We start from the raw sequence: 21509 nt of genomic DNA on the forward strand, positions 1-21509 counted from the left end.
CGGGTCTATAGGCCATGCTGAACGCTCTTTCTGTCGATGTGGAGGACTGGTTCCAGGTTGGAGCCTTTGAACACTCGATCGCGCGTGGAACGTGGGATGCATTGCAGCATCGCGTCGAGCGCAATAGCGATGCCGTATTGGGGCTTCTCGATGAAACGGGAATTAAAGCAACGTTCTTCACGCTTGGCTGGGTGGCGCAGCGCTACCCAGCGCTTATTCGACGCATCGCGGATGCTGGTCATGAGATCGCCAGCCATGGATATGATCATCGGCGCGTCTTCACCCTCAGCCCGCAGGAATTCAGGGATGACCTGAAAAAGTCCCGTGACCTGATTGAAAATGCGTGTAAAAAATCTGTTGTTGGTTATCGGGCACCCAGCTTTTCCATCGACGCCCGCACCCCTTGGGCGCACATGATTCTGGCCGAAGAAGGCTATGCTTATTCCAGCAGTGTCGCCCCTGTGAAACATGACCATTATGGTTGGCCGGAAGCGCCGCGCTTTGCTTTCATGCCTGTCAAGGGTAGCGATCTGGTCGAACTGCCCGTCACGACGGCACGCCTTGGCGGTCGCATAGTCGCCGCCGGTGGCGGGGGCTTTTTTCGTTTGCTGCCCTACGGCTTTTCGCGCTGGGCGATCCGGCAGGTCAATCAGGCGGACAAGCGTCCCGCGATTATCTATTTTCATCCCTGGGAGATCGACCCGGACCAACCCCGCATCGCCAGTGCCCCGCTTAAATCAAAAATTCGCCATTACAGCAACCTGTCAGCTATGGCAGGTAAATTACGGAAATTAATGGGTGACTTTGAGTGGGGACGAGTGGATGAAATAGTGGCGCGGGAACGGGCACGGGCGCTCCCTGTCAATGCCCTTGCGGAAAGCGTCATCCCCGAAAGCGTCGTCCAATGAACGCCTGTTTCGATCCAGGCAGCGTGACCGTTGCTCCCATTGACCTTGGCGATCATGCCCAGGCCGCGAAAGTCGATGCCTTTGTGCTGGGGCAAGCGCATTCCGCCCCCTTTCATCGTCCCGCGTGGGTGAGTGCAATAGCGGAGGGAACAGGACAAAAGGCACATTATCTGGCCGCCAGCACTATTGGAGGACAGTTTGTCGGCGTTTTGCCGCTGACCGAAATGCGGTCGCGCTTGTTTGGCCGGGCACTGGTTTCCAGCGGCTTTGCGGTGGGCGGTGGCATATTGGCGGATAATGCACTGGTTGCCGATGAACTTGCAGGCGCGTGCTGGGAACTGGCAGAACGCTTGTCCTGTACGAGCGTGGAACTGCGTGGCGGTATGGCGCCGTCACATGGTTGGATGAGCCGCGACGACACATATCTGGGGTTCTGCAAGCCGCTGGAGGGCGATGACGAAGCGCAACTTCTGGCCGTGCCAAAGAGGCATCGTGCCGAAATACGCAAGGGCTTGGGCAATGATCTGGTCTTTGAAACCGGGCGTGGCCGACGCTTGCGCGATGTCCATTATGCTCTTTTTGCCCAAAGCGTGCATGCATTGGGCACGCCCGTCTTCCCGCGCAAACTGTTTGAGGCAGTGCTGGATGCGTTTGGCGAAGATGCCGACATCGCCATGATCTCGCACAATGGAACCCCGGTGTCGGCGGTACTTAACCTGTATCATGGTGGCGCGTGCATGCCTTACTGGCAGGGTGCAGGTCCATCGGCGCGGGGGCTGCGTTCGAATGAAGTGCTATATTATCGCCTGATGAACCTGTCACGCGAGCGCGGGCTTACCCATTTTGATTTTGGCCGATCGAAGGTTGGAACGGGGCCCGCCGCCTGGAAGAAAAACTGGGGTTGGGAGCCTGAACCGCTCAGTTATAGCGTCCGGGCCGTTCCGGGGCATGAGGTGCGCGACGTTAATCCGCTCAGCCCACAATATCGGCGCAAGGTCGAGCTTTGGAAGAAGTTACCGCTAAGCCTCGCTAACCGGCTTGGACCTTATATCGCGCGAGGTCTGGGTTGATGGGGGAAATCCTCTTCATTGCCCATCGCATTCCTTATCCCCCCGATCGCGGTGACAAGATCCGATCGTGGAATATTGTACGCAAGCTGGCGGAAATCGCGCCCGTTCATATCGCGGCTTTTGCCGATGATGACCGAGATATGGAGTTTGCGCCAGCGCTCTCCGAAGTCGCCGCCAGTTACAGGATCATATTGCGCGATATGTCGCGGCCCATGGCGGGCCTGCGCGGGTTGTGGCATGGGGAGCCGCTGTCGGTTGCTCTGTTCGATCATCCTGAACTGCATGCCCATGTCGCCCAGCTACTGACTGAGCGTCCGATTTCACATGTCTTCGTCTATTCCGGGCAAATGGCGCAATATGTGCCCGAATTGCCGCAAGGCGTTCGCTTCATCATGGATTTCGGCGACGTGGATTCAGCCAAGTTCGCGGCTTATGGGCAAAAGCAATCGGGCGTGATGGGCTGGATCAACCGTCGCGAGGCGCGCACATTGGCATCATTCGAGCGGCAAGTGGCCATGCGCGCGGACGTCAGTCTGTTTGTCAGCGAGGCAGAGGCAAGCCTGTTTCGCGCAAATGTGGGCCTCGGTTGTGATCGTGCGGCTGCCCTCGAAAATGGCGTTGATCTGAACTATTTCAATCCGGCAGCGGATTTTAAGCCGCTAACCAATGATGAACGGGTGCGGGGGCCGCTGCTCGTTTTTACCGGGCAGATGGATTATCGGCCCAATGTGGAGGCCGTTGAAAGCTTCGCACGCCGCAGCCTGCCGCACATTCGTGAACGCTACCCCGATGCGCAGTTTGCCATCGTCGGGCGCAATCCCGTCTCCGCAGTGCGGGCGCTGGCTGGACTGCCGGGAATTATCGTGACGGGTGCAGTGCCCGATGTACGGGGATGGCTGGCCGCTGCGGACATTGTCGTTGCTCCATTGCGGCTTGCCCGCGGCATTCAGAACAAAGTGCTGGAAGCGATGGCCATGGCGCGACCGGTGGTCCTGTCGCCGCAAGCCGCGGAAGGCATCGACGCCGTTGACGGCACGGATTTTCTGATTGCCGACAGTACGGAAGAGGTGAGTGCCGTGCTTGCTTTGCTTGACGACAGCAACTGCGCTGCCCGTCTGGCCGCATCCGGGCGAACCCGGGTTGAGCAACGCTATAGTTGGCAGGCTACGCTGAAAAACCTTCCGGATATCATGAAGATTGAACAGGAACATATTGATATAAAGTTGGAAACAGTATGAACCTTTCTGCTGTCATGTCCAAACGAAGCTTCGTTCTTCAACCGGGCTGGCCAACGCATCTGGTTGGGCTGGCCTTGGTTGCTGCGATGTTCCTGCTCCTGTTCGCTGGCGATGTTGCCGATATAGTGAGCATCTGGTGGAACGTTTCCACCTTTGGACATTGTCTGCTGATCCCTCTCATCCTTTTCTGGTTGGTGGAACAGCGCTTGCACGAATTGCGGCAACTTACGCCGGTTGCCTGGTGGCCGGGGCTGATCTGGGCTGCGGCGGGAGCGTTTTGCTGGCTGCTCGGTGATGCCGCGAGTGTGGCGCTTGCACGGCATCTTGGTCTTGTCGTCATGCTGCAGGGCGCCGTCATCACCATGTTGGGGCCGCAGGTTTCACGCGGGCTTGCCTTTCCGATCTTTTATGCGCTGTTCCTTGTCCCATTCGGTGAAGAATTCGTGCCCGTTTTACAGACCATTACAGCACATCTTTCGATGTTGTTTTTGGACTGGAGCGGGATTCCGGCACATCTGAGCGGCGTCTTCATTACAACGCCTTCGGGTTATTTCGAGGTAGCCGAAGCCTGTTCGGGCGCAAAGTTCCTCATTGCCATGGCGGCTTATGCGGCGCTTGTGTGCAATGTCTGCTTCAAAAGCTGGTCGCGCCGTATCGCCTTTATGTCGGCTGCGCTTGTTATCGCTGTCATCGCTAATGGTGTTCGGGCCTTTGGCACTATCTACATCGCTGACCGGATCAGCATCGATTTCGCCACGAGCTTCGACCATGTGATTTATGGCTGGATATTCTTTGCGATCATTCTTGCCCTGGTCATGACTATGGGCTGGCCGTTGTTCGACCGCAGGGCGCACGAGGCGTTTCTTGATCCCCACAAATTGCAGGGCAGGGTTCGGTACGCGGGGCGGATCGGCGTCATTGCACCGTCGTTGATGGCTGTTGCCGTAGCTGCGCCACTGTGGTCATTCGCTATGGTCGCTGCATCTGATCCCGTGCCAACGCGTATCTCGCTGCCGGAAATACAGGGATGGACGCGGGTCGACTATCGCCCTGCCTATCCCTGGAGACCCCGTTTTGCGGGTGCGGATCATGAAGTGATGGGCCGCTACCGCAATTCGCAGGGGCAGGAGGCTGATCTGGCCATCGCCGTCTATGCGCGGCAACAAGAGGGGCAGGAACTGGTTGGCTTTGGTCAGGGGGCGATTGATCCAGATAGCAAATGGGTATGGTCGGCGCCTGCCCTGGCACCGGCAGAGGCAAGTGGAGAGCATATCGTCGCTCCTGGTCCGGTGAACCGCGACGTCGTCAGCTTTTACAGCATCGATGGCGTAGTCACCGGTAACGCCACGCGGGTCAAACTACAGACGCTGAAGGCTCGCCTGTTGGGCGGTGATCAGCGCGCTGCAGCGGTTCTGATTTCCGCCGAAGATCGCGAGGGTTATCCAGCGCAGGCGGCGATCAGGGCCTTCTTGCGTGATATTGGCCCCATTGGACCGATCGCCGACCGTAGTACCGGCAAGAACTGACGCAATTTTGCACATGACACAGGTGCAGCGCTTTCCCCCTGCCGCGATTACGCATAAGAGCTTCACTTCATGTGCGGAATAGCGGGTATCTTTCATCTTGAGACGGCAAAACCGGTCGATCCCGCGCGGGTTCGCCTGATGACCGACACCATGGTGCATCGCGGGCCGGACGGGTCGGGCGTCTGGACGGCGCCGGGGATTGGCCTTGGCCATCGTCGCCTGTCCATCATCGACCTTGCAGGTGGGGCGCAGCCGATGTTGACCGACGACGGCGCGCTGGTCGTGACTTTCAATGGTGAAATTTATAATTTCGCGACTGTCCGCAAGGAGTTGGAATCCAGGGGCCATGTCTTTCGGACCCATAGCGATACCGAAGTCATTTTGCATGGCTGGCGACAATGGGGACCGGAATGCGTGCATCGCTTTGATGGCATGTTTGCCTTTGCCCTGTTCGATGCGCGCGCGCAGTCTTTGTGGCTGGTCCGGGATCGGCTGGGGGTCAAGCCGCTCCACTATGCGCAGCTTTCCGACGGCAGCCTGATTTTTGCATCCGAGCTCAAGGGATTGCTCGCGCACCCGCTTTTGCGTCGCCAACCCGACATTCATGCGGTCGAGGATTTTCTTGGCCTTGGCTATGTCCCTGATGATGCATGCCTTGTGCAGGGCGTTAAAAAGCTTGGAGCGGGGGAGGCGTTATTGCTCCGGCGCGGCAAGCCACTGCCGGCGCCTGATCGGTATTGGGATGTAAGCTTTGCCGATCGCAGCAGGGCGAAGCCCGCCGCTCTTGAGGAAGAGCTGATCGCATTGATGAAAGCGGCGGTTCGGTCACGCATGGTGGCCGATGTGCCGCTCGGCGCATTCTTGTCAGGCGGCGTTGACAGCAGCTCGGTCGTTGCCTTGATGGCCGAAACGAGCAGGCGGGCGGTCAAGACCTGCACCATTGGTTTCGATGTCGATGCGCTGGACGAAACCGCCCATGCCGAACAGGTAGCCAAGCGTTTCGTCACCGATCATCGCAGCCGTATGGTTTCGCCCGATGACTATGCGCTGATCGACACATTGGCCCATCATTTCGATGAGCCTTTTGCCGATGCTTCAGCCTTACCCACCTATCGTGTCTGTGAACTGGCACGCGAAAGCGTGACTGTCGCGCTTTCGGGCGATGGTGCGGATGAAGCGTTTGCGGGTTACCGTCGCCATCGCTTTCATCATGCCGAGGAAAGACTACGCAGGTTCTTGCCGCAATCGGTGCGCGGACCGATTCTGGGCGGTCTGGGGCAGATCTATCCCAAGGCCGATTGGGCACCGCGCCCCCTGCGCGCCAAAGCGACTCTGCTCAGCCTCGCACAGAGCGGGGAGGAGGGGTATGCCGCCGCTGTCGGCGTTACCGGCCAGTCGATGCGCGCGCGCTTGTTCAGCCCCGATGCGCGAACCGCATTGCAGGGGCACCGGGCAGAGGATCGCTATGTCCATGCGATGCGTAATGCGCCTGCCCGCGAAGCGCTCGATCGGGCACAATATGCCGATATGAAGATATGGCTTCCTGGTGACATCCTGACAAAGACTGACCGGATGAGCATGGCGGTCAGTCTGGAGGCACGCGAACCCTTGCTTGATCACCGGCTGATCGAATTTGCCGCGCGCCTGCCGGTTTCCATGCGTTTGCGTGGCGGACAGGGCAAATATCTGTTAAAAAAGGCAATGGAAGCCTATCTGCCGACGGACATTCTGTATCGGCCAAAAATGGGCTTTGTCACGCCTATCAGCCATTGGTTCAGGGGACCGCTTGCCCCGGAGGCAGCAGCTATTGCGGGTGCTTCTGCACTGGCACGGACCGGTTGGTTTGATGGAAAAGTCATTGCCAGGGCAGCCGCCGATCACAAAAGCGGGCTTGCCGATCATGGGCGGCTGTTATGGCAACTTATGACATTGGATCGCGCCTTGGGGCGATTGTTCGGACTTGGTTAGGCAGCGCTGCTGTCGATCCCAAGTTCCGCCAGCTTGCGATAGAGTGTCGAACGACCGATGCCCAGACGGCGGGCGACTTCGGTCATGCGACCGCGATAATGACCGATGGCGAGGCGGACGACATCGGCTTCAATATCTGCCAGGGCCCGGATATTGCCATCTGCTTCATACAGGGTGATGCCGATACCCTGATCCGAATAGGATGCATTGGGCGTCGAGCCTTTGTGCATTGCTTCAATCTGGGCGGCTATTTGTGGGAAATCAGCAGGTGTCAGAGCATCGCCATCGCACAGCACGGCGGCGCGAAAGAGGGCATTTTGCAACTGGCGGACATTGCCCGGCCACCGATGGGTCATCAACAGGTTGAGAGCTTCCGCCGTGATGCCCAGACTGTGCAGGCCCGGCTGAGTTGCGATGCGGGCAAGCAAATGACGGCACAAGGCGGGAATATCGCCAGTACGCTCACGTAATGGAGGAATGGTGAGTTGAACGACGTTCAGGCGGTAATACAGGTCCTCGCGGAAGCGGCCAGCCTCTACCTCGTCCTGCAATTTGCGATTCGTGGCGGCGATCACGCGAACGTCGACATGTTTGGGCATGCGCGCGCCGATAGGCTGGGCTTCGCCGTTTTCCAGGACACGTAATAGTTTTACCTGTGCGTCCATTGGGAGTTCACCGATTTCGTCCAGGAATATTGTGCCGCCATCGGCATCGATGAAGCGTCCAACCTGGCGTTCGAATGCCCCGGTAAAAGCGCCGCGTTCATGACCAAACAGTTCCGATTCAACCAGATTAACCGGGATCGCGCCGCAATTCACCGCTACCATAGGATGTTTGAAGCGAGGAGAGGCGGCGTGAATGGCCTGCGCAATCACTTCCTTCCCGACACCGCTTTCGCCTTCAATCAGGACCGGTATCCGCGCACGGGCCGCCTTGGCCGCAATGGCAAGTGCGGTACGAAACTGTGGCGCGGAACCAATAATTTCCTCAAAAGCCAATGGCGTGGACATTTTTTCCGTCAACGGTCGTAACTCGCCCACGTCAGGCGCCGCGGAAATGGAGGCGTGCAACGCGGAGAGAAGGCGGTCGGGTGCAATCGGTTTCGATAGAAAATCCGTCGCGCCCGCACGCATGGCTTCAACCGCAACAGCAACGCTGTTATGCGCAGTCAGGATCAGGATCGGCAAAGCAGGGCGGCGTTCCTTGATATCCGAAATCAACTTGCCAGCGTCGAAGTCCGGAATCCAGTGGTCCAGCAATATCGCATCAAGCCGCATACCGTCCTGCGTTCCGAGCATCGCTATGGCGGTTTCACCGTCATTGGCGAACACAGTCCGCCAGCCGGCACGCGTCGCCAACGCCGCAACCAGCCTGCGTTGAGCAGGTTCATCGTCGATCAGCATTAATAAGGGCATACCGTTATGCGCCATGGAAACCCTCTCAATTCTTCAAGGGTCAGGGCATAGCGAAAGCGGGTAAAGACCCGATTAATCTAATCACGATTATTTGTCGTGTACAGGCTTGAGAGACGCGGCGCATACGACTAAACAGACCGCCAAACCGGGATTCGAAAGGGGTATGTAAATGACGTCTAATGGCGATCTGAAAAGCGAAATGAAGACTTATGAAAGCTTCCTTTCTGTCCTCAAATGGGGGACGATCATCAGCTTCGGTATTGCCGCGCTTGTCGTCTTCCTGATCGCCTGAGGGCGCAGAATCCATGAAAATTGCTGTTTTGAGAGAGCAGGCCGCGGGTGAGCGGCGGGTTGCCGCAACGCCGGAGACGGTGAAGAAGTTCATAGGCCTTGGTGCGAACCTGGCGGTTGAGCAGGGTGCTGGCGAATCGGCGTCGATTGCAGATACCGATTATGCTGGCGCGGGTGCAGCCGTTGGTGATCGTGCGTCAGTGCTGAAGGATGCTGACATCATTTTGGGCGTGCAGGGGCCGGCGGTCGAAAGCCTGTCGGGTTTCAAATCAGGCGCCCTGCTGGTTGCAGGTCTTAATCCCTTTGGGGAGCGGGCACAGGTAGACAGCTATGCTGCTGTCGGGCTTGAGGCGCTGGCGATGGAGTTCATGCCGCGTATTACCCGTGCGCAGTCGATGGATATATTATCCTCGCAGTCGAACCTCTCGGGTTACAAGGCGGTGCTGGATGCAGCGGCGGAATATGGTCGTGCTTTTCCGATGATGATGACGGCGGCGGGCACGGTTTCGGCCGCGCGCGCCTTCATTATGGGCGTGGGTGTTGCGGGTTTGCAGGCGATTGCCACGGCGCGCCGCCTGGGCGCTCAGGTGTCGGCAACGGACGTTCGTTCGGCGACGAAGGAACAGATCATGTCGCTCGGCGCCAAGCCGATCTTCGTGGAAAATGTTGCAGGTATCGAAGGGGAAGGCTCTGGCGGATATGCGTCGGAGATGTCGGAAGAATATCAAAAGGCGCAGGCCGAATTGGTGTCCAGCCACATTGCCAAGCAGGATATCGTCATCACTACCGCGCTGATCCCTGGACGACCCGCGCCACGCCTTATCAGTGACGCACAGATTGCAACGATGCGGCCGGGCAGCGTGATCGTCGATTTGGCGGTTGAGCAGGGCGGCAACGTCGAGGGCGCTGTCGCCGGCGAGGTTGTGGTCAGGCATGGCGTCAAGATTGTCGGCCACAGGAACGTGCCAAGCCGTCTGGCCGCTGACACGTCGGCGCTTTATTCGCGCAACCTGTTCAATTTTCTTTCGGCCTTCTGGGACGGAGAGAAGAAAGCGCCGGTTCTGCCCGATGATGACGAGATCGTGCAGGGCATCCGTTTGACGCAGGGTGGCAAGGTCGTGAACGCGCGGTTGCTCGGCTAAATATATTTTCATGCGCGCCCCGGCGAAGGCAGGGGCCAGGATCGATAGGTCCGCGCATATGGCTCGTATTTCGGTCTTCTCCGGGGTGCGGGAAAGAGGGGTAAGACTATGGACTTCATTTCCATCCTGTCGGTTTTCGTGCTGGCGTGTTTCGTCGGCTACTATGTGGTCTGGTCGGTGACGCCGGCGTTGCACACGCCACTGATGGCGGTCACCAACGCGATTTCGTCGGTCATTATCGTCGGCGCGCTCATCGCGAGCGCTGAAGCCAGCAGTGAGACTGCCAAATGGCTGGGTCTGATCGCGGTCGCCATGGCCAGCGTCAACATCTTCGGCGGTTTTGCTGTTACCGAACGCATGCTCGCCATGTACAAGAAGAAGGAGCGCTGACATGCACGAAGTTGCAGGGGTTCCTTCCTGGGTTGCGCTCGCATACCTGATTGCAGGCGTTTGTTTCATTCTGGCGCTGCGGGGGCTGTCCAGTCCTTCTTCAAGCCGTCGGGGCAACCGCCTTGGTATGGCGGGTATGGCGATTGCGGTTGGCACCACACTCGTCACGCATGAAATCGCCAGCCTGACCGAAATCCTGGCGGCGATTGCCATTGGCGGCATCATCGGCTTCATCATTGCGCGCAAGATCGCCATGACTGCGATGCCGCAGCTGGTCGCGGCGTTCCATAGCCTCGTCGGCATGGCTGCCGTGCTGGTCGCGGCAGGCGCGTATATGAGCCCGCAGGCCTTTGGCATCGCCGGACCCGATGGGATCATCCATCTGGTCAGCCGGGTTGAAATGGGTCTGGGCGCAGCCATCGGCGCCATCACTTTTTCAGGATCGATCATCGCCTTCCTGAAACTGAACGGCAATATGTCGGGCGCGCCGATCATGCTGCCCGCGCGGCATGTCATCAATCTGGGAACGCTGGCGGGCATCATTGGCTTGATCGCCTATTTCCTGACCGATCAAAGCCCTTGGGTGTTCTGGACCGTGACGGCGCTCTCCTTCATCATCGGTTTCCTGTTGATCATTCCGATCGGCGGGGCGGATATGCCGGTCGTCGTATCGATGCTGAACAGCTATTCGGGTTGGGCCGCCGCAGCGATGGGCTTTACGCTGGGCAATAGCGCGATGATCATCACGGGCGCGTTGGTGGGTTCGTCGGGTGCGATCCTGTCGTACATCATGTGCAAAGCGATGAACCGCAGCTTCATCAGCGTGATCGCGGGTGGCTTTGGTTCAGATAGCGGCGGCGGCGGGGCTGCTGCCGCGACCGATCGCCCATGGAAACGCGGTTCGGCCGAAGATGCCGCTTTTCTGATGAATCAGGCGGAACAGGTCATCATCGTGCCCGGTTACGGAATGGCAGTGGCGCAGGCGCAGCATGCCCTGCGTGAAATGGGTGACATTCTGAAGGATGCGGGCGTCAGGGTGAAATATGCGATCCACCCGGTTGCGGGCCGCATGCCGGGGCATATGAACGTGCTGCTGGCCGAAGCCAGCGTGCCCTATGATGAAGTATTCGAACTGGAGGACATCAACTCCGAATTCTCCCAGACTGATGTGGCTTTCGTCATCGGCGCCAACGATGTCACCAATCCGGCGGCCAAGACCGACAAGAGTTCTCCTATCTACGGCATGCCGATTCTCGATGTGTCGAAGGCAAAAACCGTGCTCTTCGTGAAACGCTCCATGGGGGGTGTGGGTTATGCAGGTGTGGATAACGATGTTTTCTACATGGATAACACCATGATGCTTCTTGCAGATGCGAAGAAGATGGTAGAGGAGATCGTCAAGCACCTCGACTGATACAGGGATATCAATGCGGAAAATCGGCCTCATCGGAGGTATGAGCTGGACGTCCACCGTCCGCTATTACCAGATCATCAACGGGGCCATCGCGCATCGGCTAGGGGGGCTGCACAGCGCGCCGATGCTGATCGAAAGTCTCGATTTTTCTGAGGTGGCACGTGCGCAAACCGATGAGGAATGGGAACGTACCGCCGCCATCCTGATTGATGCGGCGCTTCGGTTGGAGCAAGCCGGCGCGACCGCCATCGTCATCTGCGCCAACAGTATGCACAAGGTCTATGACAAGGTCGTAGCGGCGGTGTCGGTGCCGGTCCTTCATATCGCCGATGCCGTTGGCGAAAAGATGAAGGCGGATGGCGTGAAAAGCGCCGCGCTGATCGGTACACGCAATGTGATGACCGAACGCTTCTATCGCCAACGCCTGGTGTCGCACGGAATTTCATTGACGCCTCCCGATCTTGACCGGGCGAATGAGATCGACCGCATCATCTATGAAGAACTGGCCCATGGCAAAGCCACACGTAATTCCGAACGAACATTGAAGACTATCCTTACCAATATTTCCAAGGCGCATGTTCCTGCGGTCGTGCTGGCTTGCACGGAATTGGAAATGATTGTCGATGTCCGCGCCAATGTACTGCCCATTTACGACGGAACCACGCTGCATGCGATGGCGGCGGTCAGGCATATCCTGAACGAATGACGGCAAGCTATGGGGCAGGGGCTTGGTGTGAGTGAATGGACCATCGGCAGCGATTGGATGATCTACTGATTGGCGTCCCGAATGCGATTACGGTTAGCAGCTATCCTTAATAAATGCCTAAACTACTTGCGTTGCAGCCAGTTAGAGGCGAGAATGTCAGCGAAAGGCGCTTTCTCCATCGGGATGCGATGGCGCACGGCAAAGGGGCTGGGGTATGGGTTTTCTCAAAAACGCTTGGTATTGTGCGGGTTGGTCATCGGGTATTGAAAACAGCCCGGTCCTTCGTCGTTTTCTTGATGAACCGGTGCTTCTCTATCGTACCGAAGGTGGTGAAGCCACCGCATTGAGCGACGTATGCCCTCACCGTTTTGCGCCATTGCACAAGGGAAAGCTGGTTGGGGACAATATCGAATGCCCTTATCACGGATTGCAGTTCAATACTGCCGGGGCATGCGTCCATAATCCGCACGGCTCGGGCCGGATACCGCAGGGTTCGAATGTTCGCCGCTACCCTTTGGTAGAAAGCCAGAATGCCGCATGGATATGGATGGGCGATCCGGCGCTGGCCGATCCTGAATTGATCCCCGATTTAGGCATGTTCGATGCAGAGTTCTGTCCCTGGATTACCGACTATTTATATTTGGAGGTCGATTATCGGTTACTGATTGATAACCTGCTTGATCTTAGCCATGCTACCTATCTTCACGCCGGTACTTTGACGCCTGCACATGCCAAGCGGGAAATGCGCTTCACGCATGATGGAAACAGCGTCAAATCTCATTATTTGCAACGCAATATTCCGACGCCTGGTAGTCAAAGTCTTTTTTATCCCGGTGAGCGCGGGGACTATCACAGCACCATGGAATGGTTGTTGCCCAGCAATTTCCGCAACAGCTTGATCATGACGGATGTGGGCGCGCCACCAGAAGAAGGCGCGACGATGCTTAACACCGTGCTATTGACACCGGAAACCGAAACGACTTGTCATTATTTCTATGCCTTGACCCGCAATCGGCAGACGCATGTCCCGCAGATTGATGAGACGTTGCGCAAAATGGTCAACTATGCATTCAAGGACGAAGACGAACCCATGATCAAGGATTGCCAAACCTATATGGGTGGGCAGGACCTTATGGATTTAAAGCCGATCTACTTGGAAACCGACGAGTCCGACATGCGTGCCCGCCGGATATTGGAAAAAGCGATCCGGGACGAGCAAGCGGGGACTACAGGTAGAATCGACACACCGGCACTGTTTGCTGCGGTGGGGGAATAGGGGTAAGTTAGGCCAGCGAACGGTCGATCGCTCCTGCATCGATCAGTGGTGCAGCGTCTATATCCGTTGCATCCAGCAGTTCGCCGAGCCGTTCAAGCGCCGCCAGGATCATCGCCTGCTCCCATTGAGGCAGCGCTGCAAAGCGGTCGCGAAACTGTTCCTGCAACATGTCGGGCGCGGCATTCAACACATCCCGGCCCGTATCGGTGGTCCGCAGCAGCATTTGCCGCTTGTCCCGTTCTCCCCGCTGGCGCGTGACATAGCCTGCCGCGGTGAGCCGGTCGACGATATTGGTCACGGTCGCCTGCCCGAATTGCAGCGAGGAAGCGATGATGGTGGGCGTTGTCTCTACGCGCCGCTCAATTTCCTGCAAGACCAATAGCTGCGAGGGCGTAAGTCCCGTCGTGGAGGCGAGCTTGCGTCCTCCCCGATCAGAGGCGCGCAATATGCGCCGTAGCGCCCGCAAGGTCGCATTGCTGAGCTGCATGTCCATGTTCGGCAATTAGCGATTCGATGTCTGATTGCCAATCGAATAAACATTCGAAAACCGAAGGAAATGCTTCGGACAGGAGGGACTTTTCATCGTTGAATTGGGTAATGTGGTTGAAATAAATCGACACTATGCGTATATAAGCGCCACGCAAGGCGCGAAGCCTTTTCGCAACGATGTATAATAAACTTCGGGAGATAAACTAATCTCTATCCTAATTGAAGAAGCGACGGTTGAGCCGGCGGTGGATTCGTGCAACCCGCCGCGATCGGACGGTGAAGCGGTAAAATTACGTATGCCTCGCGCGGAGGACGGTCCCGCAGTAACCTCACTGATCGTTGACTGTCCCCCGCTTGACCCAAATTCGGCCTATTGCAACCTGCTCCAATGTTCGCATTTTGCGGACACATGTATTGTGGCGGAACGGAACGGAAGGCTGCTGGGCTGGATTTCCGGTTATCGACCGCCATCCAATCCCAGCCGGTTCTTCGTCTGGCAAGTCGCCGTAAGCGCTGCTGCGCGTGGCGAAGGTTTGGCTGGGCGGATGCTCGACGCATTGCTCGCACGGCCTTCACTAAGGGGCGTCAGCCATCTCATCACGACAGTAACGCAAGATAACGAAGCCTCCTGGGCGCTGTTTCGGGGCTTCGCGCGTAGGCAAAACGCCCCTTTTGCCAAGGCGCCACTCTTTGATCGGGACATCCATTTCGCGGACAAGCACGACACCGAATGGCAGGCGGAAATCGGGCCTTTCCTGGCCGAAACTGAAAACGAAAAAAGGACATGAATATCATGAGCATGACCCCCAAACCGACTAGCACTTTGCCCGACCGGGCGATTTACGAGCGGCGGGAATCGCAAGTGCGCAGCTATTCTGTCGCCATGCCGCGCGAGTTCACCCGCGCGCAAGGCGTGTGGATGCATGAACGTAATGGTGGGCGTTATCTGGACTTTCTCTCCGGCTGTTCGTCGCTCAATTATGGACATAATCATCCTGTGCTGAAAGAAGCGCTGCTCGATTACATTGCAAAGGACGGCATAACCCACGGCCTTGACCTGCATACAGAGGCAAAGACCGAATTTCTGAACGCGCTGGAGGAAGTGATTCTAAAGCCGCGCGGGCTGGATTATCGCGCCATGTTTACAGGGCCCACAGGCACGAATGCGGTCGAGGCGGCCATCAAACTGGCACGCAAAGTGACTGGGCGGGAATTGGTCATCGCCTTCACCAATGGGTTCCACGGCATGACGTTGGGCGCGTTGGCGTGCACCGGCAACGCTGGCAAGCGCAGCGGCGCGGGTGTGCCACTCTCCCATGTATCGCATGAACCCTATGAAGGGTATTTCGGCCCGGACGTGGACACAGCAGCACTGTTGGAACAGCGCTTGTCGGATCCATCGAGCGGCCTTGACGCGCCTGCTGCAATCCTGGTTGAAACCGTGCAGGGCGAGGGCGGTATCAATGCGGCCTCGCCTGAATGGATGCAAGCCATCGCAAAAATCGCAAAGCGCCATGGCGCGCTGCTGATTGTGGATGATATTCAGGCCGGATGCGGCCGCGCCGGCGGTTTTTTCAGTTTTGAGGACATGGGCGTTACGCCTGACATCGTAACATTGGCCAAGTCGCTGTCGGGCATGGGTCTGCCCTTTGCGTTGACGCTGTTCAGGCCGGAACTGGATGTCTGGTCTCCTGGTGAACATAACGGCACCTTTCGGGGCAATAACCATGCCTTTGTCACTGCGGCTGCAGCGTTTCGCCATTTCTGGGGGGATGAACAGTTCGCCGCTGACATAAAACGGCGCGGTGATTATCTGGGGGATCGGCTTGACAGGATGGCGAAGGCGCACAAGCTTTCGACACGCGGGCGCGGAATGATGCGCGGCATCGACGTGGGGTCTGGCGAAATTGCTTCGGCCATTACCAGCGCAGCCTTCGATCGTGGTCTCATCATTGAAACCAGTGGTCCGCATGACGAGATTGTGAAGATTCTCGCGCCCCTCGTCATCGACGACGCAACTTTCGCTCAGGGTCTCGATATGTTGGAGGAATGCGTGCGTGAAGCCCTTTCTCCCGCCTACGGCGTTGCCGCCGAATAAGGAGAATTGGAATATGTTCATTCGCAAACTGCGGGAAATCCGCACGTCCGACCGCAATGTCGAATCAAAGGGCTGGGAAAGCGCTCGCCTGCTCCTGAAGGAGGATGGCATGGGCTTTTCCTTCCACGTCACCACGATGTACGCCGGTGAGGAATTGAAGATGCATTATCAGAACCATCTGGAGGCCGTTTTGGTCCTGAAAGGCACCGGTACCATAGAGGATCTGGGCACTGGCGAGATCCACAAGTTGCACGCTGGGGTCATGTACGCGCTTAACGGACACGACCGCCATATCGTGCGGCCTGAAACGGATATATTGACCGCTTGCGTCTTCAATCCGCCGGTGACCGGGCGTGAAGTGCACGACGAAAATGGCGCTTATCCGGCAGATGCGGACGTCGCTCTCGCTTCCTGACAATCCAAGAATTCCGACAGGAAACTCATGACCGATCTCTATCCGTCCCGATGTGCGCCTCAGGCTGAAATGCTGCCGCGCCTTGACCCTGTAGTGCATGGCGATTGGCATCCGACAGCCCCATTAACCCTCGAACAGATGGCACAGTTCGAGCGCGAGGGCTTTCTGGTGCTCCATGACCAGCTGACGTCTGACGAAGTGGCGCTGTTGCAAGCTGAAACAGGGCGGCTGCTTGCTGATCCATCTGCATTGGAACCCGAAACGGTAATCACTGAGTCGGGCAGCGGCGAAGTGCGCTCGATCTTTGAAATCCACGCACAGAGTTCATTAATGCGGCGGCTGGCGGAGGATGAGCGGCTCGCAGGCGTCGCATCCTTCCTGCTCAACGATCAAGTCTACCTCCATCAGTCGCGGCTCAACTACAAGCCGGGCTTTCAGGGCAAGGAGTTCTATTGGCATTCGGATTTTGAAACCTGGCACGTGGAAGATGGAATGCCGCGTATGCGCGCTCTGTCCATGTCGGTCTTGCTGGCAGAAAACACACCGCATAACGGACCATTGATGTTGATCCCCGGATCGCACCGCAGTTTTCTGACCTGTATCGGTGAAACGCCGGAGAATCATTACAAAATGTCTCTCAAGAAACAGGAATATGGCGTACCTGATGAGGATAGCCTTGCCGAAATAGCCCATGAGCATGGCATTGTCGCGCCCACGGGTGCGCCGGGAACGATCGTCCTGTTCGATTGCAATGTGATGCATGGGTCGAACGGCAATATCACACCATTTCCGCGCTCCAACGCCTTCTTTGTTTACAATGCTGTATCGAACCGGCTGGACCGGCCTTTCGGCGTGGAAAAGCCGCGCCCTCACTTTATTGCCGCGCGGGAGGTGGGTCCGATCGAGGTGACGGCAGGTCCGCTGGTGGAACTCGCATGATGGCGCCCGTCTGATGACCATCGCCAGCTTTCTGTTTTTCCTGGCGATCTTCCTTGTCATCGGCCTTGCTTCTGCATTCAGTGCCAAAAAAACACGGGAAGACTATTATCTCGCCAGCCGCTCGGTAAGTCCCGGGCTGGCTGGACTGTCGGCGGTCGCTACAAACAATAGCGGCTATATGTTCATTGGTGTCATCGGCTACACCTATGCCGTAGGGCTGGCCTCCATCTGGCTGATGGTTGGCTGGATCGTCGGCGATTTCATTGCCTCCCTCCTTGTTCACCGCCGGTTGCGACAGGCGACCGGACGGACCGGAGAAGCCTCTTTCGGCGCGGTGATTGCGCGCTGGACGGGGAGCGATATGCCCATCTGGCGGCGGATCGCTGCGATCATCACCGTTGTCTTCCTGGGTTCCTATGCCGCAGCTCAAATCGCGGCAGGCGGCAAGGCATTGGAAGGCGTTCTGGGATGGGATCGATCGACTGGCGCCTGGATCGTCGCCGCCATGGTTCTGTCCTACAGCATAGCAGGCGGCATCCGCGCTTCGATCTGGACAGATGCGGCACAAAGCATCGTCATGCTGTTCGCCATGGTGATTCTTACGAGTGCGGGAATCATCGCTATGGGTGGTCCAGGTGCTACGATCAGTGCGTGGAAGGCGATACCCGGCTTTTTTGATCTCACTCCGCCAGATATGGCGCTCCCCGGATTGGCGGGCCTTGTGCTATTCATCGTCGGCTGGCTGTTCGCGGGGCTTAGCGTTATCGGGCAACCACATATCATGGTGCGCTTCATGGCGCTGGATAGCCCGCGCAGTATGGCCACTGCCCGTCTTTATTATTACTCCTTTTTCATCATTTTTTATGCGCTGGCGACATTGGCCGGCATGCTGGCGCGACTGTATCTGCCGCATCTGGCCGGGCTTGATCCGGAACTGGCGCTGCCGACCATGGCGGTGGAACTGCTGCCGCCGGTCCTTGTCGGGATTATCCTGGCCGGGATCTTTGCGGCTACCATGTCGACAGCAGATTCGCTGGTCCTGAGCTGTTCGGCGGCGATCACCCATGATCTGCTGCCCGGGCGAACCGAGCATCCGCTGATTCTGAAAGCCGCGACGGCGGCGGTTACGGCGTTCGCACTTGCCATCGCACTGGGGGGCAGCGGCAGTGTTTTCGATCTCGTCATTCTCTCCTGGTCGACACTTGCCGTAGCGTTCGGTCCGCTGCTGCTGCTGCTTGCCTTCAATAGGCCAGTGAGTGAAGCGCGCGCGATCGTGATGATGGCGACAGGGATCGCTGTTGCCCTGTTCTGGCGTTCAGAGGGATGGCACCATATGATCTATGAGGGCCTGCCCGGCATATTGGCGGGACTGGTCGTAGGACTTGCGTTTCCGAAACGAATGAGGGCTCTGGCCGTTACAGCTTGATGCTTTCCTCTCTTCTTCCGGTTCGAAGCCTGCTCCTGGCCATTTTCATGATGATGGCGGGCAGTGGCTTTCTGGCGACGCTCATCAGCATTAGACTGGAGCGGGCCGGAACCGGGGCAGTAATGATCGGCCTCGTCGGCACTGCCTATTTTGCGGGGCTCACCGTCGGTTCCTTGCGTGTCACTCCGCTCATCGCACGTGTGGGCCATATTCGTGCCTTCGCTGCCTTCCTGTCCATATTTTCGGCCAGCACCCTTGCTTATGCCGTCTATCGTAATGTGGGGCTCTGGACGGTGCTGCGTTTCATAGATGGCTTCACCGTGGCAGGCGTGTTCATCTGCCTTGAAAGCTGGCTGAATGAACAGTCCAGCCAGAAAAGCCGCGGCGCAATTCTCGCCAGTTACATGATCGCCCTCTATTCCGGGCAGGCGCTTGGACAGTTCCTGCTTAACCTTAGCGATTCCAAACCATCCATGCCGTTCATAGTCGCTGCGATGCTTTTATCGCTGGCACTTGTGCCGGTTGTGCTGACACGGATAGCGCAGCCGATCATCGACAATCTGCAGCCTCTGGCCATAAGGCGTCTTTATGAAATTTCGCCGCTCGGGGTAGTCGGCGCCAGCGTCACGGGCATGATGCTGGGTGCCTTCTATGCTTTGGGCGCCGTCTATGTTCGCCGTTTGGGCATGGATCTTTCGGCTACTGCGTTTTTCATGAGTATGGTCATTCTGGGCGGCGTGGCGCTGCAATGGCCGCTCGGCAAACTGTCTGATCATTTGGATCGCCGCCGGGTGATCATAGGCTGCTTTGCCGCCGCTTCCCTGATATGCGCGGTCATGACGGCCACCAGTTGGCCAGGTATCCATTTACTGCTTCTGGGCGCGCTGTTCGGCGGAGTTTGCTTTGCACTTTATCCGCTTTGCGTCGCGCATACCAATGATCACCTGGAGACACAGGAACGGGTGGGAGCCAGTGGCGGGCTGGTCCTCGCCTATTCGATAGGCGCAGTGGCCGGGCCATTGATCGGCGCGGCAGCGATGACGCTGTGGGGCGCGGCGGGACTCTTCCTGTTCATTGGCGCTTGCGCCTTTGCCGCGACGGGTTTCGGGCTATGGCGGCAATGGAAAGGCTCAGCCGTTCCCAGTGAATTGCAACAGTCATTCCAGGGGCTTCCACGGACCACGCCCATGGCAGCCACTATGGACCCGCAAGCTACAGATGCCTGAACCATCCCGGAATGGCTGGTTCGGTGACGATATTGTGCATCAGATTAAGGGCAAGGAAGTTGGTCCGCGCGTCGTGGCGGCATTCGGTTCCTCATCCGGGTGGAGCCGTTTCGATGATTCAGGACTTGCCACTGCTCGCGAGATAGCCATAGTATCGCGACCGAGTAGCCATCGTAAATGCATTCAGCCCCGAGAAACCATCATCGCTGATTGACGTTCCTTCGCTATACCCGCATGCGGTGCGCGGTAGAGGCTCAGGTGAGTAGATGGCTCTGCAAGCCTGATATCTCGCAATTGATGAAAGCATTGCCCTTTTAGTATGAAAATTTTCCGTATGTTCTCATCGGCTGCGCATGACATGGCAATCGACCTCGGCACCGTTAACACCGTTATATATGTACGGGATAAAGGCATCGTTCTTAACGAGCCCTCGGTAATCGCACTCGAAACGCGCGACGGAATCCGGCGGGTCAAGGTCGTGGGCAATGAAGCCAAGCTGATGATGGGCAAGACACCAGACAGCATTCAGGCCATTCGTCCGCTCCGTGATGGGGTCATCGCCGATATCGAAGTCGCCGAACAAATGATCAAGCATTTCATCAATAAGGCACTTGGCGGGTCTAGCCGCTTGCCCCGACGCAGTAATGTCGTGATTTGCGTTCCGTCGAGTTCGACGATGGTTGAGCGCCGTGCCATACGCGACGCTGCCTCCAATGCTGGCGCGATGCAGATCCAACTGATCGAAGAGCCTCTGGCTGCCGCTATCGGCGCGGGCTTGCCAGTAACAGAACCGGTCGGGGCGATGGTCGTTGATATTGGCGGGGGAACCACAGAAGTCGCCATTCTTTCATTGAGCGGTGTCGCCTATAGCAATTCGGTGCGTATTGGCGGCGACAAGATGGACGAAGTCATTTCATCTTATGTCCGGCGCAAGCATAATCTGATGATCGGTGAAATGACAGCTGAACGGATCAAAATCGCCATAGGCAGCGCTATGCCACCTCAAGGCGCCGGAAAGACTATCGGCGTCAAGGGACGTGATCTGATGAATGGACGACCAGCCGAGATTAAAATTTCCGAGGCAGAGATCGCAGAGGCATTGGCCGAACCAGTGGCCCATATCACCGGTGCCGTGATGACGGCTCTCGAACAAACTGCGCCGGAGCTTTCGGCGGACATTATCGACGAAGGTATCACGCTCACCGGCGGCGGCGCGCTGCTCGGTCGCATTGACGAGGCCATAGCGCAGGTTACCGGGCTGCGGGTAAAAGTCGCTGAAGATGCACTGATCTGCGTCGCTATGGGGGCGGGGCTTGCCTTTGAAAATCGGGTCTATCAGGGCGTGCTGATCGCAGCCTGATCCTGATTATGACCTTCACTTTGCGTCGTCTGCCGTATTCGAAACAGCCGACCCCGCCGATTGCATGTCTTCTCCGGCACCTTCGACAGTATTGCAACTCGCGATGGCAAGGCCACTAAACAAGATTACAAATCGATGTCAACGTCGGGGTAAAATTGTGCAAGATTCCGGTGTAAAACTGTACCAGTTGGATTGAACAAAAAGCCTCAGAT

The 21509-nt window shown here is 57.5% G+C and carries 21 protein-coding genes; 18 read left to right on the forward strand and 3 right to left on the reverse strand.

The window, feature by feature from the left end:
* Positions 1–14: 14 nt before the first annotated feature.
* The 5 genes from L3X40_RS08770 (at position 15) to L3X40_RS08790 (ending at position 6710) form a co-directional block, all read left to right on the forward strand.
* Positions 15–908, forward strand: a complete 894-nt coding sequence (locus tag L3X40_RS08770; RefSeq protein WP_237365261.1) for an XrtA system polysaccharide deacetylase — start codon at positions 15–17, stop codon at positions 906–908.
* The gene (locus L3X40_RS08775; RefSeq protein WP_237365262.1) at positions 905–1978 is read left to right on the forward strand and encodes a FemAB family XrtA/PEP-CTERM system-associated protein; all 1074 of its coding nucleotides are present in this window, start codon (positions 905–907) and stop codon (positions 1976–1978) included. Before L3X40_RS08770 ends, L3X40_RS08775 begins: the two co-directional genes overlap by 4 nt.
* Complete coding sequence (locus tag L3X40_RS08780) at positions 1975–3216, forward strand: TIGR03087 family PEP-CTERM/XrtA system glycosyltransferase (protein WP_237365263.1); 1242 nt, start codon at positions 1975–1977, stop codon at positions 3214–3216. Before L3X40_RS08775 ends, L3X40_RS08780 begins: the two co-directional genes overlap by 4 nt.
* On the forward strand, positions 3213–4742 hold the full coding sequence (xrtA, locus tag L3X40_RS08785) for an exosortase A (RefSeq protein ID WP_237365264.1): 1530 nt from the start codon (positions 3213–3215) through the stop codon (positions 4740–4742). Before L3X40_RS08780 ends, xrtA begins: the two co-directional genes overlap by 4 nt.
* A gap of 69 nt (positions 4743–4811) precedes the next feature.
* The gene (locus tag L3X40_RS08790) at positions 4812–6710 is read left to right on the forward strand and encodes an XrtA/PEP-CTERM system amidotransferase (RefSeq protein WP_237365265.1); all 1899 of its coding nucleotides are present in this window, start codon (positions 4812–4814) and stop codon (positions 6708–6710) included.
* Here L3X40_RS08790 and L3X40_RS08795 read toward each other — a convergent pair.
* Entirely contained in the window at positions 6707–8140 is a 1434-nt protein-coding gene (locus L3X40_RS08795) for a sigma-54-dependent transcriptional regulator (RefSeq protein WP_237365266.1), read from the reverse strand. The genes L3X40_RS08790 and L3X40_RS08795 overlap by 4 nt on opposite strands.
* Positions 8141–8294: 154 nt before the next feature.
* On the opposite strand from L3X40_RS08795, the gene L3X40_RS08800 reads away from it, so the two are divergent.
* The 6 genes from L3X40_RS08800 to L3X40_RS08825 all read left to right on the forward strand — a co-directional run bounded on the left by L3X40_RS08800 (position 8295) and on the right by L3X40_RS08825 (position 13344).
* Entirely contained in the window at positions 8295–8417 is a 123-nt protein-coding gene (locus tag L3X40_RS08800; RefSeq protein WP_237365267.1) for an aa3-type cytochrome c oxidase subunit IV, read from the forward strand.
* A gap of 13 nt (positions 8418–8430) precedes the next feature.
* Entirely contained in the window at positions 8431–9558 is a 1128-nt protein-coding gene (locus L3X40_RS08805) for a Re/Si-specific NAD(P)(+) transhydrogenase subunit alpha (protein WP_237365268.1), read from the forward strand.
* Positions 9559–9666: 108 nt separating this feature from the next.
* Positions 9667–9948 carry an NAD(P) transhydrogenase subunit alpha gene (locus L3X40_RS08810; RefSeq protein WP_237365269.1) on the forward strand — a complete coding sequence of 94 codons (282 nt, stop codon included), beginning with the start codon at positions 9667–9669 and terminating at the stop codon, positions 9946–9948.
* A gap of 1 nt (position 9949) precedes the next feature.
* Positions 9950–11362, forward strand: coding sequence for an NAD(P)(+) transhydrogenase (Re/Si-specific) subunit beta (locus L3X40_RS08815; RefSeq protein ID WP_237365270.1), 1413 nt, complete (start codon positions 9950–9952; stop codon positions 11360–11362).
* 13 nt (positions 11363–11375) lie between these two features.
* Positions 11376–12068: an aspartate/glutamate racemase family protein gene (locus L3X40_RS08820; protein WP_237365271.1), complete on the forward strand. Its 693-nt coding sequence runs from the start codon at positions 11376–11378 to the stop codon at positions 12066–12068.
* Between the two features lie 214 nt (positions 12069–12282).
* The gene (locus L3X40_RS08825; protein ID WP_237365272.1) at positions 12283–13344 is read left to right on the forward strand and encodes a Rieske 2Fe-2S domain-containing protein; all 1062 of its coding nucleotides are present in this window, start codon (positions 12283–12285) and stop codon (positions 13342–13344) included.
* 7 nt (positions 13345–13351) lie between these two features.
* Here L3X40_RS08825 and L3X40_RS08830 read toward each other — a convergent pair whose 3' ends face one another.
* Positions 13352–13837, reverse strand: a complete 486-nt coding sequence (locus tag L3X40_RS08830; protein WP_237365282.1) for a MarR family winged helix-turn-helix transcriptional regulator — start codon at positions 13835–13837, stop codon at positions 13352–13354.
* A gap of 292 nt (positions 13838–14129) precedes the next feature.
* On the opposite strand from L3X40_RS08830, the gene ectA reads away from it, so the two are divergent.
* The 7 genes from ectA (at position 14130) to L3X40_RS08865 (ending at position 21297) form a co-directional block, all read left to right on the forward strand.
* Positions 14130–14621: a diaminobutyrate acetyltransferase gene (ectA, locus tag L3X40_RS08835; protein ID WP_237365283.1), complete on the forward strand. Its 492-nt coding sequence runs from the start codon at positions 14130–14132 to the stop codon at positions 14619–14621.
* A gap of 5 nt (positions 14622–14626) precedes the next feature.
* Entirely contained in the window at positions 14627–15931 is a 1305-nt protein-coding gene (gene ectB / locus L3X40_RS08840; protein WP_237365273.1) for a diaminobutyrate--2-oxoglutarate transaminase, read from the forward strand.
* 13 nt (positions 15932–15944) lie between these two features.
* Positions 15945–16346 carry an ectoine synthase gene (locus tag L3X40_RS08845; protein WP_237365274.1) on the forward strand — a complete coding sequence of 134 codons (402 nt, stop codon included), beginning with the start codon at positions 15945–15947 and terminating at the stop codon, positions 16344–16346.
* A gap of 27 nt (positions 16347–16373) precedes the next feature.
* On the forward strand, positions 16374–17285 hold the full coding sequence (gene thpD, locus L3X40_RS08850) for an ectoine hydroxylase (RefSeq protein ID WP_237365275.1): 912 nt from the start codon (positions 16374–16376) through the stop codon (positions 17283–17285).
* Between the two features lie 13 nt (positions 17286–17298).
* The gene (locus tag L3X40_RS08855; RefSeq protein ID WP_237365276.1) at positions 17299–18711 is read left to right on the forward strand and encodes a sodium/proline symporter; all 1413 of its coding nucleotides are present in this window, start codon (positions 17299–17301) and stop codon (positions 18709–18711) included.
* Positions 18711–19937, forward strand: coding sequence for an MFS transporter (locus tag L3X40_RS08860; RefSeq protein WP_237365277.1), 1227 nt, complete (start codon positions 18711–18713; stop codon positions 19935–19937). The genes L3X40_RS08855 and L3X40_RS08860 overlap by 1 nt, the downstream gene beginning before the upstream one ends.
* A gap of 319 nt (positions 19938–20256) precedes the next feature.
* Complete coding sequence (locus L3X40_RS08865) at positions 20257–21297, forward strand: rod shape-determining protein (RefSeq protein ID WP_237365278.1); 1041 nt, start codon at positions 20257–20259, stop codon at positions 21295–21297.
* Positions 21298–21312: 15 nt separating this feature from the next.
* Here the strand turns inward: L3X40_RS08865 and L3X40_RS08870 are convergent, their stop codons facing one another.
* Positions 21313–21420, reverse strand: a complete 108-nt coding sequence (locus tag L3X40_RS08870) for an entericidin A/B family lipoprotein (RefSeq protein WP_445177168.1) — start codon at positions 21418–21420, stop codon at positions 21313–21315.
* Positions 21421–21509 lie beyond the last annotated feature (89 nt).

The sequence above is a fragment of the Rhizorhapis sp. SPR117 genome (assembly GCF_021742065.1).